The organism is Streptomyces sp. NPDC029216 (genome assembly GCF_040648015.1).
GTDB lineage: Bacteria > Actinomycetota > Actinomycetes > Streptomycetales > Streptomycetaceae > Streptomyces.
The window spans coordinates 1-17,309 of the sequence record NZ_JBEZWL010000099.1; the positions used below are offsets into that span (position 1 = coordinate 1).

Annotated in this window: 11 protein-coding genes; 6 read left to right on the top strand and 5 right to left on the bottom strand. The window is 74.6% G+C overall.

Features of this window, described 5'->3' with window-relative positions; all coding sequences use genetic code 11:
- Positions 1–96: 96 nt before the first annotated feature.
- Entirely contained in the window at positions 97–1,581 is a 1,485-nt protein-coding gene (locus AB0F18_RS27900; protein ID WP_362065493.1) for a DUF2079 domain-containing protein, read from the bottom strand.
- Between the two features lie 196 nt (positions 1,582–1,777).
- On the opposite strand from AB0F18_RS27900, the gene mfd reads away from it, so the two are divergent.
- Positions 1,778–5,314: a transcription-repair coupling factor gene (gene mfd, locus AB0F18_RS27905; RefSeq protein ID WP_362065496.1), complete on the top strand. Its 3,537-nt coding sequence runs from the start codon at positions 1,778–1,780 to the stop codon at positions 5,312–5,314.
- A gap of 66 nt (positions 5,315–5,380) precedes the next feature.
- On the opposite strand, the gene AB0F18_RS27910 is transcribed toward mfd, so the two are convergent.
- Together AB0F18_RS27910 and AB0F18_RS27915 are read right to left on the bottom strand one after the other, a co-directional pair.
- On the bottom strand, positions 5,381–6,217 hold the full coding sequence (locus AB0F18_RS27910) for a hypothetical protein (protein WP_362065499.1): 837 nt from the start codon (positions 6,215–6,217) through the stop codon (positions 5,381–5,383).
- Positions 6,218–6,305: 88 nt separating this feature from the next.
- A complete protein-coding gene (locus AB0F18_RS27915) occupies positions 6,306–7,022 on the bottom strand; it encodes a hypothetical protein (RefSeq protein ID WP_362065502.1) in 717 nt (238 codons plus the stop codon).
- 165 nt (positions 7,023–7,187) lie between these two features.
- On the opposite strand from AB0F18_RS27915, the gene AB0F18_RS27920 reads away from it, so the two are divergent.
- The 3 genes from AB0F18_RS27920 (at position 7,188) to AB0F18_RS27930 (ending at position 11,584) form a co-directional block, all read left to right on the top strand.
- Positions 7,188–9,251, top strand: coding sequence for an N-6 DNA methylase (locus tag AB0F18_RS27920; RefSeq protein ID WP_362065505.1), 2,064 nt, complete (start codon positions 7,188–7,190; stop codon positions 9,249–9,251).
- 144 nt (positions 9,252–9,395) lie between these two features.
- Positions 9,396–10,070: a hypothetical protein gene (locus AB0F18_RS27925; RefSeq protein WP_362065508.1), complete on the top strand. Its 675-nt coding sequence runs from the start codon at positions 9,396–9,398 to the stop codon at positions 10,068–10,070.
- Complete coding sequence (locus AB0F18_RS27930) at positions 10,067–11,584, top strand: serine/threonine-protein kinase (protein WP_362065511.1); 1,518 nt, start codon at positions 10,067–10,069, stop codon at positions 11,582–11,584. Before AB0F18_RS27925 ends, AB0F18_RS27930 begins: the two co-directional genes overlap by 4 nt.
- A 103-nt stretch (positions 11,585–11,687) precedes the next feature.
- Here AB0F18_RS27930 and AB0F18_RS27935 read toward each other — a convergent pair whose 3' ends face one another.
- The gene (locus AB0F18_RS27935; RefSeq protein ID WP_362065514.1) at positions 11,688–14,117 is read right to left on the bottom strand and encodes a YfhO family protein; all 2,430 of its coding nucleotides are present in this window, start codon (positions 14,115–14,117) and stop codon (positions 11,688–11,690) included.
- A 177-nt stretch (positions 14,118–14,294) separates the two neighbouring features.
- Here AB0F18_RS27935 and AB0F18_RS27940 point away from each other — a divergent pair, with 177 nt between their 5' ends.
- Positions 14,295–14,921 carry a SurA N-terminal domain-containing protein gene (locus AB0F18_RS27940; protein WP_362065517.1) on the top strand — a complete coding sequence of 209 codons (627 nt, stop codon included), beginning with the start codon at positions 14,295–14,297 and terminating at the stop codon, positions 14,919–14,921.
- 28 nt (positions 14,922–14,949) lie between these two features.
- Positions 14,950–15,993, top strand: a complete 1,044-nt coding sequence (locus AB0F18_RS27945) for a nucleoside triphosphate pyrophosphohydrolase (RefSeq protein ID WP_362065520.1) — start codon at positions 14,950–14,952, stop codon at positions 15,991–15,993.
- Between the two features lie 7 nt (positions 15,994–16,000).
- Here AB0F18_RS27945 and AB0F18_RS27950 read toward each other — a convergent pair whose 3' ends face one another.
- The gene (locus tag AB0F18_RS27950) at positions 16,001–17,209 is read right to left on the bottom strand and encodes a globin domain-containing protein (RefSeq protein ID WP_362065523.1); all 1,209 of its coding nucleotides are present in this window, start codon (positions 17,207–17,209) and stop codon (positions 16,001–16,003) included.
- Between the last annotated feature and the right edge of the window lie 100 nt (positions 17,210–17,309).

The window sequence follows — 17,309 nt, forward strand, 5'->3', positions numbered from 1 at the left end:
CCAACCCGGGGGGGGGCGGGGGGCCAACACGCCGGCCCCGGGCCGTCCGCGAGGGCGGCCCGGGGCCGGCGCGTCGCGTTACGGGCCCCGGCCGCCCTACAGCCGCCGCTCCAGCAGGACCACCCCGTCCGCCTCGCCCACCAGGGCGAACCGCGACCCCGGGTGCAGCCGCTCCGCGTACGCGAGGGGGTCCCCGGCCCAGCCGGTGGCGTTGTCGAACACCAGGTACGCCGGGCGCACCCCCTTCGTACCGCCGATCCAGAAGGCCCGGCAGCGCGAGGTCAGCCGGGTCAGCGCCACGTTGTCGGACTCCACGGACACCCCGTCCGGGATCCGTGCCAGCAGCCGTTCGACCGCGGTGACCCGCGCGGGCACCGCGTACGTGGCCCGCTCCCCGAGCCGGGCCAGCGGCAGGCTGGTCGCGCTCAGCGCGAGCCCGGCCGCGAGCAGGGCGCCGGGCAGCTGGTGGGCGTACGCGCGCAGCCACGGGCGGGGGCCGTGCCGGAGGGTGTCGAGGGAGTCGGCGAGGGCCAGCGCGGCGACCGGCATCAGGACGGCGCTGTAGTGCCAGTCGGTGGACCAGTAGTGCGGGTCCCCCGACGCGAACCGCCAGCCCAGGGTCGGCGCGGCGACCCACAGCAGCGGGGAGCGCAGCGCCAGCAGCCCGGTGGTGGGCAGCAGCACCCAGGCCAGGGTGGTGAGTTTCGTGCCGAGGCCGCGCAGCGGGCCGCCGGGCCCGCCGACCTTCTCCCAGTAGGCGTAGCCGTCGGGCGCGAACGCGGGGACCACCACCGTGAACACCAGTGCGGCGGCCGCCACCCCGGCCACGGCCACGGCGAGGGCGAGCCGTGCCGCCCGCCGGTCGCAGCGCCGGGCCCGCCAGGCGGTCACCAGGGCCAGGGCCGCCAGGGTGAGCCCGAGGTCCTCCTTGACCAGCAGCAGCGGCAGCCCCCAGGCCAGCGCGGCCCGCCACCGGCGCGCCAGCAGCGCCTCCAGGGCGAAGGCCAGCAACGGCACCGCGAAGCAGATCTCGTGGAAGTCGAACTCGATGGCCCGCTGGATCCCCCAGGACAGCCCGTACGCCGCCCCGAGCGCGAGCCCCCGCGCCTGCCCGAGGATCCGGACGCAGGTGCGGGTGACGGGCAGGGCCGACAGCGCGAACAGGGCCGCCTGCACCAGCAGGAGGGTGACGGGGCCCGGGAAGAGCCGGTAGAGCGGGGCGATCAGGGCGATGGCCGGGCTGAAGTGGTCGCCGAGGACGTTGAAGCCCGGGCCCTTCAGGTCCACCACGGGGGCCTGCAGGTGGGCGTAGGCCCGGACGGCCTGCTCGAAGATGCCCAGGTCCCAGGAGGCCTCCTCCATCCGGCGGTGGCGGGACACGGAGAGCACCGCGTACGCGGCGAACAGCGCGGCGCTCAGCGCGTACGGCGCCCGGCGGCGGGCCCACAGCCCGGCCCGGACCCACCGGTCGATGCGCGCCTGCACCACGGCCTGCACGACGGCTGGGGCGGGGGCCGGGGCGGTGGCGGGTGCGGGCTCCTCGGGCTCCTCGCCGCCGGGCGGGCTTCCGGATATGGACATCAGGACAGATTGTCATCCTGGTGCGGAAGGGTCCCTTCCGCCCCTCACCCGTGCGGGGCGCGAAACCCGTGCGCGACCTGAATCCCGCGCGCGGGTGACACACCCGCGGCATAGGGTGGAACCCCCGGCCCGTTCACGTGTCGGGTGCTTCGCGTTGCCCCCGCCCGCCCCCTCCACCGGATGGAAAGCCGCCTTCATGAGCCTGCACGGACTGCTCGACGCCGTCACCCGGGACCCCGCCCTGACCGAGGCGGTCACCGCGGCCGGGGACGGCAACCGCATGCACGTGGACCTCGTCGGCCCGCCCGCCGCCCGGCCCTTCGTGATCGCCGCGCTGGCCCGCCGCACCGGGCGGACCGTCCTCGCGGTGACCGCCACCGGGCGGGAGGCGGAGGACCTCACCGCCGCGCTGCGCTCGCTCCTGCCGCCCGACGAGGTCGTGGACTACCCGTCCTGGGAGACCCTGCCGCACGAGCGCCTCAGCCCGCGCAGCGACACCGTCGGCCGCCGGATCGCCGTACTGCGCCGGCTCGCCCACCCGAGCAAGGACGACCCGGCCGCCGGACCCGTCTCGGTGGTCGTGGCCCCCATCCGCTCCGTGCTCCAGCCGCAGGTCAAGGGGCTCGGCGACCTGGAGCCGGTGAGCCTGCGCCAGGGCGAGAGCACCGACCTCGGCGTGGTCACCGAGGCCCTGGCGGCCGCCGCGTACGCCCGCGTCGAGCTCGTCGAGAAGCGCGGGGAGTTCGCCGTGCGCGGCGGCATCCTCGACGTGTTCCCGCCCACCGAGGAGCACCCGCTGCGCGTGGAGTTCTGGGGCGACGAGGTCGAGGAGATCCGCTACTTCAAGGTCGCCGACCAGCGCTCCCTGGAGATCGCCGAGCACGGCCTGTGGGCCCCGCCCTGCCGCGAGCTGCTCCTCACCGACCAGGTCCGCGAGCGCGCCGCCGCCCTGGCCGAGGAACACCCGGAGCTCGGCGAACTGCTGAACAAGATCGCCGAGGGGATCGCCGTCGAGGGCATGGAGTCCCTGGCCCCCGTCCTCGTCGACGACATGGAGCTGCTGCTCGACGTCCTGCCCGAGCGCGCGATGGCCGTGGTCTGCGACCCCGAGCGGGTGCGCACCCGGGCCGCCGATCTGGTGGCGACCTCGCAGGAGTTCCTGATGGCCTCCTGGGCGGCCACCGCCGGCGGCGGCCAGGCCCCCATCGACGTCGGCGCGGCCTCCCTGCGCGGTATCGCGGACGTCCGCGACCACGCCCGCGAGCTCGGCATGATGTGGTGGTCGGTCTCCCCGTTCGCCGCCGAGGACTCCGACCTGGCCGGCGGAGACGTTCTCAAGCTCGGCATGCACGCCCCCGAGGCCTACCGGGGCGACACCGCCCGCGCGCTCGCCGACACCAAGGGCTGGATCGCCGACGGCTGGCACACCGTCTACCTCACCGAGGGCCACGGCCCGGCCGCCCGTACCGTCGAGGTGCTCGGCGGCGAGGGCATCGCGGCCCGGCTGGAGGCGGACCTGGGGGCGCTGGAGCCCTCGATCGTGCACGTGTCCTGCGGCTCGCTCGACACCGGCTTCGTCGACCCGGCGCTGAAGCTGGCCGTCCTCACCGAGACCGACCTGACCGGCCAGCGCACCGCCACCAAGGACCTCGGCCGGATGCCCACCCGGCGCCGCAAGTCCATCGACCCCCTCACCCTGGAGGTCGGCGACTACATCGTGCACGAGCAGCACGGCGTGGGCCGCTACATCGAGATGGTGCAGCGCACCGTGCAGGGCGCCACCCGCGAGTACCTCCTCGTCGAGTACGCGCCCGCCAAGCGCGGCCAGCCCGGCGACCGGCTGTACATCCCCACCGACCAGCTGGAGCAGGTCACCAAGTACGTGGGCGGCGAGGCCCCGACCCTGCACCGGCTCGGCGGCGCCGACTGGACGAAGACCAAGGCGCGGGCGAAGAAGGCCGTCAAGGAGATCGCCGCCGACCTGATCAAGCTGTACAGCGCGCGCATGGCGGCCCCCGGCCACACCTTCGGCCCGGACACCCCCTGGCAGCGCGAGCTGGAGGACGCCTTCCCGTACGCGGAGACCCCCGACCAGCTCACCACCATCGCCGAGGTCAAGGAGGACATGGAGAAGTCGGTCCCCATGGACCGTCTGATCTGCGGCGACGTCGGCTACGGCAAGACCGAGATCGCGGTCCGGGCGGCCTTCAAGGCGGTCCAGGACGGCAAGCAGGTCGCCGTCCTCGTCCCGACCACGCTGCTGGTGCAGCAGCACTTCGGGACCTTCTCCGAGCGCTACAGCCAGTTCCCGGTCAACGTGAAGGCGCTGTCGCGCTTCCAGTCCGACTCCGAGTCCAAGGCCACCCTGGAGGGGCTGAAGGAGGGCTCGGTCGACGTGGTCATCGGCACCCACCGCCTCTTCTCCCAGGAGACGAAGTTCAAGGACCTGGGCCTGGTCATCGTCGACGAGGAGCAGCGGTTCGGCGTCGAGCACAAGGAGCAGCTGAAGAAGCTGCGGGCCAACGTGGACGTCCTCACCATGTCCGCGACCCCCATCCCCCGCACGCTGGAGATGGCGGTGACCGGCATCCGCGAGATGTCGACGATCACCACCCCGCCGGAGGAGCGGCACCCCGTGCTCACCTTCGTCGGCCCGTACGAGGAGAAGCAGATCGGCGCGGCCATCCGCCGCGAACTGCTGCGCGAGGGCCAGTGCTTCTACATCCACAACCGGGTCGAGTCCATCGACCGGGCGGCCGCGAAGCTGCGCGAGATCGTGCCCGAGGCGCGGATCGCCACGGCGCACGGCCAGATGTCCGAGCAGGCCCTGGAACAGGTCGTGGTGGACTTCTGGGAGAAGAAGTTCGACGTGCTGGTCTCCACGACGATCGTCGAGTCCGGCATCGACATCTCCAACGCCAACACCCTGATCGTGGAGCGCGGCGACAACTTCGGCCTCTCGCAGCTGCACCAGCTGCGCGGCCGGGTCGGGCGCGGCCGCGAGCGCGGGTACGCGTACTTCCTGTACCCGCCGGAGAAGCCGCTGACGGAGACCGCGCACGAGCGGCTGGCCACCATCGCCCAGCACACCGAGATGGGCGCCGGCATGTACGTGGCGATGAAGGACCTGGAGATCCGCGGCGCGGGCAACCTGCTCGGCGGCGAGCAGTCCGGTCACATCGCGGGCGTCGGCTTCGACCTGTACATCCGCATGGTCGGCGAGGCGGTGGCCGACTACCGGGCCGCCGTCGAGGGCGGGGTGGAGGAGGAGCCGCCGCTGGAGGTGAAGATCGAACTTCCGGTCGACGCGCACGTCCCGCACGACTACGCGCCCGGCGAGCGGCTGCGCCTGCAGGCCTACCGGTCGATCGCCTCGGCGACCTCGGAGGCCGACATCAAGGCGGTGCGGGAGGAACTCACCGACCGCTACGGCAAGCTGCCGGAGCCGGTGGAGAACCTGCTGCTGGTGGCGGGGCTGCGGATGCTGGCCCGGGCCTGCGGGGTCGGGGACATCACCCTGCAGGGCACGAACATCCGCTTCGGCCCGGTGGAGCTGCGCGAGTCGCAGGAGCTGCGCCTCAAGCGCCTCTACCCGGGGACGGTCCTCAAGCCGGCCACCTCCCAGGTGCTGGTCCCGCGCCCGAAGACGGCCCGGGTCGGCGGCAAGCCGCTGGTCGGCCGCGAACTCCTGGCCTGGACGGGCGAATTCCTGACGACGATCCTCGGCTCGTAACCCCCCGGCCCCCGGCCGAGCCGCCCGCGCACCTGCGCGGGCGGCTGCGTTCCGGCGGAAGTGCCGTCAGATCGATTCGCCCGCCGGGCCGCCCAGTTTCGATATGTCGAGGACGTCGGGGTCCTTGGGGGAGGTCGTGTCCACCGGGACGTCGAAGGCCGAGAAGAGGGCTTCGCCCGTGGTGTCTCCGCTGACCGTGGACTTCAGGATGTACGGCTTGCCCTGCGTGGCCACGTAGTCGGTCTGGGTGCCCCGTTTGGACGGGGAGGTCACCGCCAGGGCCGGGGTGCCGGCGACCGTCGCGGTGTCGCCCTTGCGGGCGAGGGGGCTGGGCGTGCCGAAGTCGCCCGTCAGCTTGGTGAGGTCGCAGCTGCCGGTCATCGGGGCCGCGCGGGGGTCGGAGGCGGGGACGCGCACCCAGCGGTCGGCGAGCATGGCGACCATCTGGTCCGTCTGCTTCTGCGGGGCGTGCTTCATCTTCGCGGCGCCGCGCCAGTAGGCGGCGTCGCCCCGGAAGTGGACGAACTCCGAGGACTTGATGACGTCCAGCTTGCCCATGCCGTCCATGCGGATGGCGCCGTTGCAGTTGCCCTTCTTGTCGAGGGAGAGGTCGATGCGCATCGGCTTGCCCTCCTGCTCGACCGTGGCCGTCACGTGTGCCGATTCGGCCTTGCGGGTGGCCTCGTAGGCTTCGGTGAGGACCTCCTGCCCGGACCGGTCGGCGAGCCTGCCGCCGCCCTGGGCCGCCGGGGAGGCGGAGGCCGGGGCGGAGCTTCCCGGGGAGGCGGCGGGGGAGGCGGACTGGGCGGCGCGGGCGCCGCCCGAGGGCCCGCAGGCCGTCAGGCCGCCGAGCAGGGCCGTGGCGGCGAGTGCCGCCGCCGTGGATTTCGTACGGCTGCGCATTTCCGTTGCCCCCGTGGTGACTTCGAGCGTGACAGGTTCCCTCCGAGGGTAGGGGGCGGCTCTGACAGGCCCCGGGCGGGGGCGGGGGTCAGGACTTCTTCCAGTCGGCGCAGCCCACGGTCTTGAAGTAGCCGTCCTCGGCGGAGACCGTCACGACCGCCGGGCCCGTCGGGTTGTCGTTGGCGTTGATCGACTCGACCTGGTGCTCGGCGTCCTTGGCGCGCTCCCAGTAGCAGCCCAAGTCGCCCTTGGCGGGGCCGGCGGACTTGTACGTGCCGGGGGCGATGTCGGTGCCCACCTTGAACATGCCGCCGTTGCCCGGGATCTCGGCCTTCGGGGAGCCGCCCGCGGCCTTCGGGTCGACCGCCTCCCAGTCCTTGCAGCCGGTGGACTTGAAGAGCTTGTCGGAGGCCGTGACGGTCACGTAGCTCGTGCCCTCCACGTTGTCGTTGGCGACGATCGAGTCCGTGTCGCCCGAGGCGTCCTTGGCCCGCTCCCAGTAGCAGCCGGTCTTGTTGCCGGTGGTGCGGTAGGTGCCGGGCTTGACGTCCGAGCCCACCTGGAAGGTGCCGTTGCCGCGGATCGCCACCGCCTTTTTCCCCTCCGAGGAGGAAGACGAGGAGGACGAGGAGGACGAGGAGGCCTGGCCGGAAGCCGCCGGCTTCTGGGGGTCCTTCGGCTTCGCGCCGTCCGCGTCGCCGCCGGTGCACGCCGTGAGTGCGACGAGCGCCAGGAGGGCGCCGCTGCCCGTGAGCACCTTGTGGCGGGCGATCCAGCTCGTCTGCGGGGCGTGGGACTGGGACATGGGTGTGCTCCTGTCGCGTGTGCCGGGTGGTGCGCTGTGCGGCGCGGGCCGCTGTTGACGGGATCATCAGAACAGAGCCTGTGAACCGAGTCAACACAATTTTTACGGAGCGTCAGGTTCACGTTGTGAAGAGGGGGTTGGAGTGTGTACGGGTATGCTCCCGGCATGCTGGAGGAGAACACCGCCGAGGTCACCGCCGCCGAAATCGCCCGCCTGGCCGGGGTCGGCCGCGCCGCCGTGAGCAACTGGCGCCGCCGCCACCCCGACTTCCCCAAACCGGTCGGCGGCACCGAGACCAGCCCCTCCTTCGCCCTCGCCGAGGTGGAGACCTGGCTGCGGGCCCAGGGCAAGCTCGCCGAGGTCCCGCTGCGCGAACGCGTCTGGCAGCAGATCACCTCCCACCCCGGCGGGGCCGTCGCCGCGCTCGTCGAAGCCGGCGCCGCGCTGCTCGTCGTACGCGACCTGCCCGCGCGCTGGCTCGACCTGGCCGCCGGCTCCGACGAGCGGATGGCCGCCCTGCTGCCCGCCGTACGCGACGAAGCCCTCACCGCCCGGCTGGGCGCGGCACACCCCGTGGCCGCCGCGGCCGGCCCGGGCGCCCCCGTCGCCCTGCTGCGGGCCACCGCCGAACTCGCCGCCGGACTCGGCGCCCGCCAGGCCTTCGAATTCCTCCTCGGCCGCCACCTCGAAGCCAACCCGCGCCAGTACACCCTCACCCCCGACGGCGTCGCCGCACTGATGGCCGCCCTCGCCGGCCCCGCGGCCCGCAGCGTCCTCGACCCCGCCTGCGGCACCGGCGGCCTGCTGCGCGCCCTCCCCGGCGCCACCGCCCTCTACGCCCAGGACTCCTCCCCCGAACTGGCCGCGCTCGCCGCCCTGCGCCTGGCCCTGCACGGCCCCGCCCCCATCCGCGCGGCCGCCGCCGACAGCCTGCGCGCCGACGCCCTCGCCGGCTGCGCCGTCGACGCCGTCCTGTGCCACCCCCCGTTCAACGAACGCAACTGGGGCCACGACGAACTCGCCTACGACCCCCGCTGGGAGTACGGCTTCCCCGCCCGCACCGAATCCGAACTCGCCTGGGTCCAGCACGCCCTGGCCCGCCTGCGCGAGGGCGGCACCGCCGTCCTGCTCATGCCCCCCGCCGCCGCGTCCCGCCGCTCCGGCCGCCGCATCCGCGCCGACCTGCTGCGCCGGGGCGCCCTGCGCGCCGTCGTCTCCCTCCCCGCCGGCGCCGCGCCCCCGTACGGCATTCCCCTCCAGCTGTGGGTCCTGCGCCGCCCCGCCCCGGGCGCCCCCGCCCCGGCCGGCCTGCTCCTCGTCGACACCGCCGGCCTCGACCCCGACGGCCCCGCACAGGCCCGCGCCCCCTGGGCCGGCGTCCACGAGGCCGTCCTCGGCACCTGGACCGCGTACGACCGCACCGGCGCCACCCCCGAGGTCCCCGGCGTCAGCCGCGTCGTCCCCGTCGTCGAACTCCTCGACGACGACGTCGACCTCACCCCCGCCCGCCACCTCCCCCCGCCCGCCGCCGGCGGCGGCCTCGCCGAACTCGCCGCCGTCCGCACCCGGCTCGACACCACCCTGACCCGCGCGGCCCGCCTCACCCCGCCCCCCGCCACCCCGTCCGCCCCGGCCACCGCCCCGCTGCCGCAGACCACCATCGGCGAACTCGCCCGCGCCGGAGCCCTGCTGCTGCGCGCCGGCTCCGGCGCCGGCAACGCCGAGCTGCCCGTCCTCACCGAGTACGACGTCTACGCCGGAACCGGCCCCTCCGGCACCCCGGCCCCCGCGGGCGCCCCCGGCCCCGAAGGCGCGGGCGAACCGCTCGTCGCCGAACCCGGCGACGTGGTCGTCCCCGTCGTCGGCGCCCTCTCCGCCGCCCGCGTCGTCACCGAGGACCCCGCCAGCGGCGCCGGCGCCCTCCTCGGCCGCAACCTCCAGCTGCTGCGCCCCGACCCGGCCGCCCTCGACCCCTGGTTCCTGGCCGGATTCCTGCGCGGCACCGCCAACACCCGCCGCGCCAGCAGCCACGCCTCCACCGCCACCCGCCTCGACGTGCGCAAACTGCGCCTGCCCCGGCTGCCGCTGGCACAGCAGCGGCGCTACGGGACCCGGTTCCGCGAGCTCGCCGAGTTCGAGGACGCGCTGAGGCTGGCGGGACGCCTGGGGGAGCAGCTCGTACAGGGCCTCTACGACGGACTGTCCGACGGCAGCGTCACCCCCGGCTGACCCCGGCCCGCCCTCCCGCAGCCGCCCGCCCGCCCGGCCGTGCTGCGACCCTGCAACGGTTGCGCGCATACCCTCACGGACGGCTGGAAACGCTGTATACGCTTCCAGCCGTCACCCTTTCCGCACGGCCCGTCAGGAGCAGCGATGCACGGCCCCGGCATCCCGCCGCAGCAAGGCCCCCACGGCCACCGCCCCTTGACCGGGGCGGCGATGACGCTGCGCGTGCTGTTCACGGCGCTGCCCGTCCTGACCTGCGGATTCTTCGCCTGGGGATCGCTGCTGCGGATCGCGCTGCTCACGCGCAAGACGCGGGACTGGGTGCTGCTGGTCCTCGGCGGGGTGCTCTCGGTCGTCTGGATCACCTTCATCGAGATCGACCCGACGGCCGATACCAACGGCTGGCAGGGCAACCTCGGCGCCGGCGGCTCGATCTTCACCGGCTTCGCCGTCTGCGTGTACTACATCGTCGCCGACATCAAGCACCACGAGGCGAGGGCCGCCCTGGCCCCGGCGGGCGGGCCCGCGCCCTGGTACCCGGCGCAGCAGTCCCCGTACGCCCAGCCGCCCCTGCACCAGCAGCCCCAGCCGATGCAGCAGACCCGCCCCTCCTACGGCTACCCGCCCGCCCAGACCCCCGTCCCGCCCCAGCAGGCCCCGGCCCCCGTCCAGCCCCCGCGCATCGGGCAGGTCCGCGCCGAACTCGACGAGCTCAGCGAACTCCTGCGCAAGCAGACCCCGCAGACACCGCCCCGGCCCCCGCAGCCCGGCGGCCCCTACCAGGACCCGAACAGCACGGCGATCCAGGACCCGCAGCAGTGACCCGGAGCGAACGGCTCATCGGCGAGCGCTACCAGCTCGCCACCATCCTCGGCCAGGGCGGCATGGGCCAGGTGTGGACGGCCTACGACCGGCGCCTGGACCGCCGCGTCGCCGTCAAACTGCTGCGCCCCGACAAGGTGGCCGGCCCCGGCACCGTCGCCGAGGAGCTGCGCCGCCGCTTCGTGCGCGAATGCCGCGTCACCGCCCAGGTCGACCACCCCGGCCTGGTCACGGTCCACGACGCGGGCAGCGACGGCGACGAGCTGTACCTCGTCATGGGCTACGTCGAGGGCTCCGACCTCGCCGACCACCTCGCCGAGCACGACCCCTACCCCTGGCCGTGGGCCGTCGCGGTGGTGGCACAGCTGTGCTCCGTCCTGTCCGCCGTGCACGCGGTGCCGATCGTCCACCGGGACCTCAAGCCCCGCAACGTGATGATCCGACCGGACGGCACCGTCCTCGTCCTGGACCTCGGCGTCGCCTCCGTGATGGACACCGACACCACCCGCCTCACCAGCACCGGCTCCCCGATCGGCAGCCCCGCCTACATGGCACCCGAGCAGGCCATGGGCGGCGCCGTGGGCCCGTACACCGACCTGTACGCCCTCGGTGTGCTCCTGTACGAACTCCTCAGCGGCAACGTCCCCTTCGCCGGATCCACCGCCCTCGGCGTCCTGCACCGGCACCTCTACGAGCCCCCGGCCCCCGTACGCGCCCTGCGCCCGGAGATCCCGCAGGAACTGGAGGCGGTGCTGATGCGCCTCCTCGCCAAGGACCCGCAGGACCGGCCGGGCAGCGCGCAGGAGGTCTACGAGGCCCTCGCGCCGCTGCTCCCGGCCCCCGGCAGCCGCCCCCTGGCCGGCCCGCTCGACCCGACCCGGCCGTTCCTGCGCCCCCAGGCCCCCTGGCCCGACCGGCCGGCCGCGGCCGTCCCGCCGATGCCGGCCGTGGCGCCCGCCCCGCCCCGGCCCGACATCCCGGGCGCGGTGGACGAGGCCCGCAAGCTGCTGGACCAGGGGCGGCTCACCCAGGCCGTGGACATCCTCGGCGGCATCCTCCCGGCGGCCGCGGCCGAGCACGGGGAGCGCTCGCCGGTGGTGCGCAGCCTGCGCAAGCAGTACGCCGCCACCCTGATGGACGACGGCCAGTACCGCCGCGCCCTGCCCGAACTGCGCCGCCTCGCCGACGAGTTCCCGGCCGGGGACCCGCAGGCGCTGCGCTTCCGCTACGACGCCGCCCAGTGCCTGGAGCAGCTCGGCGAGGCCGGGGCGGCCCTGGCCGAATACCGGTCCCTGCTCCCGCTGTTCGAGAACCACTACGCCAACCCGGACCCGGGCCTGCCGCTGGAGGTCCGCCGCCGGATAGCGCACCTGCTGCTCTCCCTCGGCGACCGCGCCGCGGCCCACGACACCCTGGTCCGCCTCCTCTACGACGCGGACCGGGTGCACGGCCCGGCACACCCCCTCCCGGTGGAGGTCCGCCGGACCCTCCAGTGGCTGGGCCAGGTCCACTGACACCACCCGGCCCCGGCCGGCGCAGCCGAGGCCCGGCCGCCACCCGCCACCCGCCGCCCGGGGCCGGCCTCCGTCGGGCGTGCCCGCGCACGCCCGGGCGCCGTCAGGCGGTCCGGCCCCGGCGCCGCAGGCCCGCCAGGTACTCCGGGCGGCGCCTGAGCACCGCCAGCGCGACCACCGTCAGCGCCGACACCCCCGCCAGCCCCAGGCCCGGGAGCAGCCCCGGCGGGGTGAACTCGCAGCGCAGGGTGGTGGTGTGCCCGTCCAGGGGCACGGCCAGCAGCCCCAGCCGCGACCGCACCGGCCCGCCCTCGCAGCTCCAGCCGGCGATCGCCGGGACCGCGACGACCGCCGTGCCGGTGCTGCCGGGCGGCAGCGTCGCGGTCAGCCCCGAGTCGGTGACCCGGACCGACGTGGCGGCCGAGGCGCGCAGGGCCGTCACCGCCGCCGTGAGCCGGGAGCGGTCCAGGCAGGACAGCGTCCACCGGGCGGGCTCCGGGCCGGGCTCGAAGACGAGTGCCGAGGAGGCCCCGCGCGAGCGCCCCAGCGGCTGGAGCGCCGCCCGGTTCTTCGGCTGGTTGCCGTTCAGCCGGGAGGGTCGGCCGTCCGCGAGGCGGGCCGTCGCGTTGTACTCGGGGGCCCACAGGAAGGTGTCGGTTCCCGCCCGGCAGACCCCGGGCGCGACCGGCTCCTCGTACACCTTCGCGCCCAGCAGCAGCTCCTGGTTGGCGAACGGGGACCCGCCGTACTCGGGCGCGGGGCCGGCGGGGCGGACGGTGACCAGCGGCAGGGCCTCCGCGCGGACGACCTTCCCGTCCGCCTTCAGCCGCGCCCCGACCGAGAACACGGCGTCCGTCACCGGGTTGTCGAGGCTCTGCACGCTGCGCCCGCGCGAGGTCGAGCCCGCGCCCAGCGCCGTCATCGTGCGGCTGAACACGTCCGGGGTGTGGCTGCTGTAGTACGAGCCGCCCTCGCCGCCCAGCAGCAGCGGGTCGTTGCCCGACAGCGCGGGCCGGCCCGCGTCGGTGCGGTATTCCGGCCAGCCGTCGGCCCGCTGCAGTGCCCTCTCGCGCGAGGTGTGGGACCGGCCCCAGGAGGCGTAGTCGTCCAGCCCGGCCAGCTTGCCCTGGTGCCCGTACGCCGTGGTCGCGGCGGCCTGCGCCACCAGCGCCGCCGCCAGCGCGGCGGACGCCGGCAGCAGCAGCCGCGGGTGGCGCAGCGCCCACCAGGCCCCCGCCGTCAGCGCCAGCCCGCCGCAGAACAGGGCGTACCCCCAGCCCGTGGCCAGCGTGCTGCCCGCCGCCCAGGCGGCGGCCGCCGCGAGGACGCCGGCCCCGCCCGCCAGTGCCCGTACGCCCGGCAGTCCGGCCGCCAGCCCGGTCCAGGCGGCGATGACGACGATCCCGGCCAGCACGAAGGTCTGCCGGTAGGGGCTGCCGTTCGGGGTCGCGAAGACGTGCCAGGCCAGGTGCGTCGGCGCCCACTGCAGCGACAGCAGCACCGCCGCCACCAGCCCCGCCCACCACAGCCGGGTGCGCAACGGCAGCGCCCGGTGGAAGGGCAGCGCCGTCACCAGCAGCAGGGTCCCGGTACCGACGAACACGGCGGGGGAGCCGAAGGAGTACGTGGCCGGCAGCAGCCGCGCGAACAGGTCCGACCAGGGCACCGGGGAGAACTCCTTGAACCACCCCGGGTAGGCCTGCTTCGAACTCAGGAACAGCGGCACCAGCAGCGGCGCCGTCAGGGCCATCCCCAGCACGGTCGTCACCGCCGCCCGCCCGACCACCCGGGCCCGCTCGCGCGCCCCCTCCCGGGTCAGCACCACCCGCACCACCAGCACCAGCGCGGCGCCCAGCGTGGCCATGTAGGCGGTGTAGAAGTTCGCCGTCCACCAGACGGCCACCACCAGCACCCCCAGCAGCGGCCGCCGCCCGCGCAGCGCCCACTCGCCGGTCAGGCACAGCATCGGGAAGGCGATCAGCCCGTCCAGCCACATCGGGTTGTACGAGGCCTCGATCACCGACCAGCCGCACAGCGCGTACGAGGCCCCCAGCAGCCCCGCCGCCCACCACGGCCCGGGCCGCTGGGTGCGCAGCAGCCAGGCCATCGCGGCGGCCGCGGCGGTCATCTTGAGCACGGTGACCACGTACACGGCGAGGTCGATGTCGTGGCGCGGGAAGAGCCCCACCAGCAGGGCGAAGGGGCTCGTCAGGTACGTGCCGAGGTCGGGCAGGAAGCCGGTGCCGTACCCGGACTGCCAGTTGAACAGCAGCCCGCCCCGCGCCCGCCCGTGCAGCAGGTCCCACAGGTGTGCGTGGAAGGGCACGAACTGGTTGCCGAGGTCGTTGACGCTGCGGTGGCGTGACCCGTACGGGAAGACCCGCGCGACGGCGTCCCCGGAACACACGGCCAGGGCCGTGACCAGGGCGCCGAACACCGAACCGAACACCCCGGGCCACCGCCCGGAACGTCGTACGGAAACGGGAACGGGACGCTGCGGAGCGTGGTGCGGGGCGAGCTGCGATGTCGACATGGTGAGCACGACCATCGCAGGAACGCACAACTCCGCGGTAGCCGGGGGGTGAACTCGCACCCCAACACCCCCGGAATCGTTGGTCGAACCGGTGGCTCGGGCCACTCTGACTGCATACCATCGATCACCGCACGGCCTTGTGCACCGACGCACAATCTCCCGGCCCTGGAGGCTCCTTTGCACCGTCGCACAGCGCTCTCCGTCTCCGTCGCCCTGCTCGCGGCGGCCCCTCTGCTGGCCGCCTGCTCGGGCGGGACCCGTCCCGGTACCGCGGCCGTCGTCGGCGGCGAGCGCATCACCACGTCCGCCCTCCAGGCGCAGGTCAACGACGTGCGCAGTGCGCAGAACCGGTCCGAGCAGGGGGCGCGGCTGATCGGGGCCACCGCCGGCCTGGAGCGGCTCAAGCTCAACAAGATGATCCAGACCGCTGTCCTGGAGCGGGCGGCGGACGACGCCGGGCTGAGCGTGAGCACCAAGGAGATCGAGGACGTCCGCAAGGCGCAGCTCCAGCAGGTCGGCGGCGAGAAGGCGCTCGCCGCGGCGGCGCTGGAGCAGGCGCAGCTGGCCCCGGACCAGATCGACGCCGACACCCGCTTCAAGCTGCTGCGCGACAAGCTCTTCGCGCACTACGGCAGCCAGGACAAGGCCCTGGTGAAGCTCGGGGAGGCCGCGCGGGCCCTGCACATCGAGGTCAACCCGCGCTACGGCCGCTGGGACGAGAAGCAGATCCTGCTCGGCGACCAGCAGACCCCGTGGATCACCCGGAAGACGATGCCCGAGCAGGCGGCCCCCGCCGGGGCCTGACGCGGGCGGGCGGAGGTAGGTTCGGAGGGTGACCGACCACACCGCCGAACCCGCCCCCGAAGCCGCCGACGCCTCCGCCGAGGACGCCGGGCGGATCGTCCTGCTGACCGCCAGCCACCGGGTCGCCCCCGGTCTGCTGTCCTGGCCGGCCTGGCAGGCCCTGCACGCCGCGGACCGGGTGCTGTGCGCGGACCCGGGCCACCCGCAGCTTCCGTACCTGCGCGAAGCCGGGGTGGACGTGGCGCACGAGGCCCCCGACGCACACGCTCTCGTCGATGCCTGCGCCGGGGGCCGCACCATCGTGGTGATCCCGGCCGGCGAGGGCGACCGGCGGCTCACCGACGGCCTGGCCCGGCTGGCCGGCTCGGGCCGGGTGTCCATGCCGGACCTGGAGCTGCTGCCCGGCTCGTACGACCTGCCGGGGGCGCGGCTGCTCGACCTGGTGCAGGTGATGGACCGGGTCCGCCGCGACTGCCCGTGGACCTCCCGGCAGACCCACGAGGGGCTGGTGAAGTACGCCATCGAGGAGGCGTACGAGCTGGTCGAGGCGATCGAGGACGGCGACCGGGAGGCGCTGCGCGAGGAGCTCGGCGACGTCCTGCTCCAGGTGGTCTTCCACGCGCGGATCGCGGAGGAGGGCGGCACGGAGGAGGACGCCGAGGACGGCGAGGACACGGAGGCGTTCTCCATCGACGACGTCGCGGGCGACCTCGTCGACAAGCTGATCCGCCGCCACCCCCATGTCTTCGGGGACGCGACGGCCGAGTCCCCGGAGGACGTCAGCGCCCACTGGCAGGCCACCAAGGCGGTCGAGAAGCAGCGGGATTCCGTCACCGACGGGATCCCGCTGGCCCAGCCCGGGCTCGCGCTCGCGGCGAAGCTGGCCGGCCGGGTCCGCGCGGGTGGGGTCCCCGTGGAGCTGCCCCGGGGCGAGGGCATCGGGTACGAGCTGCTGGAGCTGGCGGCGCGCGCCGAGGCGGAGGGGACGGACCCCGAGACGGCGCTGCGCGCGGCGGCCCGCGTCTACCGGGACGCGATCCGGGCCGCGGAGGGCGTCGGCGGCCAGGAGTAGTCCCCTTCTACTCGCGCGGGGCCCGGTCCGAGGGGTTGTGCCAGTGCGGGGCGGGGCGGTGCAGGAACCACTCGCCGAAGCCCAGCGGGCGGCCGTCGCGGGCGGTGCCGTGCAGGGGGACGGGGACCGTGTCGTGGAAGAGCCGGTCGGGGCGGGCCCCGAGCTCCTCCAGGAGGAGGGCGGTCTCCTCCATGAACACGGGCGGCCCGCTCAGGTAGACGTCCTGCTCGGGCCAGAGCGCCCGGTTGCCGAGGGCGGTCGCCAGCCGGGCGGTGGCCTGGTCGCGGTGCTGCCCGGGGGCGGGGGTGATGTAGGTGACGCCGAGCCAGCGGAAGGCGGCGGCGTACGCGTCGATCCACGGCCGGTCGTAGAGGTGCGCGGCGTCCCGGGCGGCCAGGAAGAGCCGTACGTCCTGATCGGGAGGGTGGTCCGCGAGTTCCTCCAGCATGGCCCGCACGGGCGCCCAGCCGGTGCCGGCGGCGATGAAGGTGACGGGCCGGTCGGCGCGGCGCAGGGTCAGCCGTCCGCCGGGGGCGCTGAGCCGCAGCGGTTCGCCGAGCTGGATCTCGCGGACCAGGGCGGTGCTGAGCCGGCCGCCCTCGATCCGGCTGACGTGCAGGTCGACGGTGTGGTCGGGGCGGGGGGCGTTGCCGAGGGAGTAGGTGCGCCAGGTGGTCGGCACCCGCTCGCTGCTCACGCTGACGTACTGGCCGGGCCGGTACGGGAGCGGGGAACGCGGGGCCAGCGTCAGCACGCCGATGTCCTGCCCGTACTGGAGGTGGCGGACGAGCTCGGCGTCCCACCAGGGCGGGTCCTCGCTCGCGGCGGCGCCGGCCACCATGGCGTCGGCCATCACCTGGTAGGCCTCGCTCCAGGCCTTCTCGACCTCGGGGGTCCAGGCGGCGCCGGAGGTGGCGGCGAGGGCGGCGAGCAGGCTGGTGCCGACGGCCGCGTAGTGCTCGGGGCCGACGAGGAACTTGCGGTGGTCGCGGCCGAGGTCGCGGAGATAGGGGAGGAGGGTCTCGTCCTCCAGGCGGGAGACGACGTGGGTGAGCGCGGCGAAGAGCCGGTCGCGCTGGCGCTCCATGTCCCGGGAGGAGTCCGGGAACAGCCGGCGGATGCCGGGGTTGTGCCAGAAGAGGTGGGAGTAGAAGAACTTGACCGCGTGCTCGGCCCGTCTCTCCACCACCGCGAAGCTGCTTTTCAAGATCCTCACATCCACAGAACCGAAAGTAGGAATGTCCGACAAGACGCCGTCAAGTGAAGGGCGATCTACGGACAGCCGCGACGAACCACCCATAGCGGATGGCCGGTAG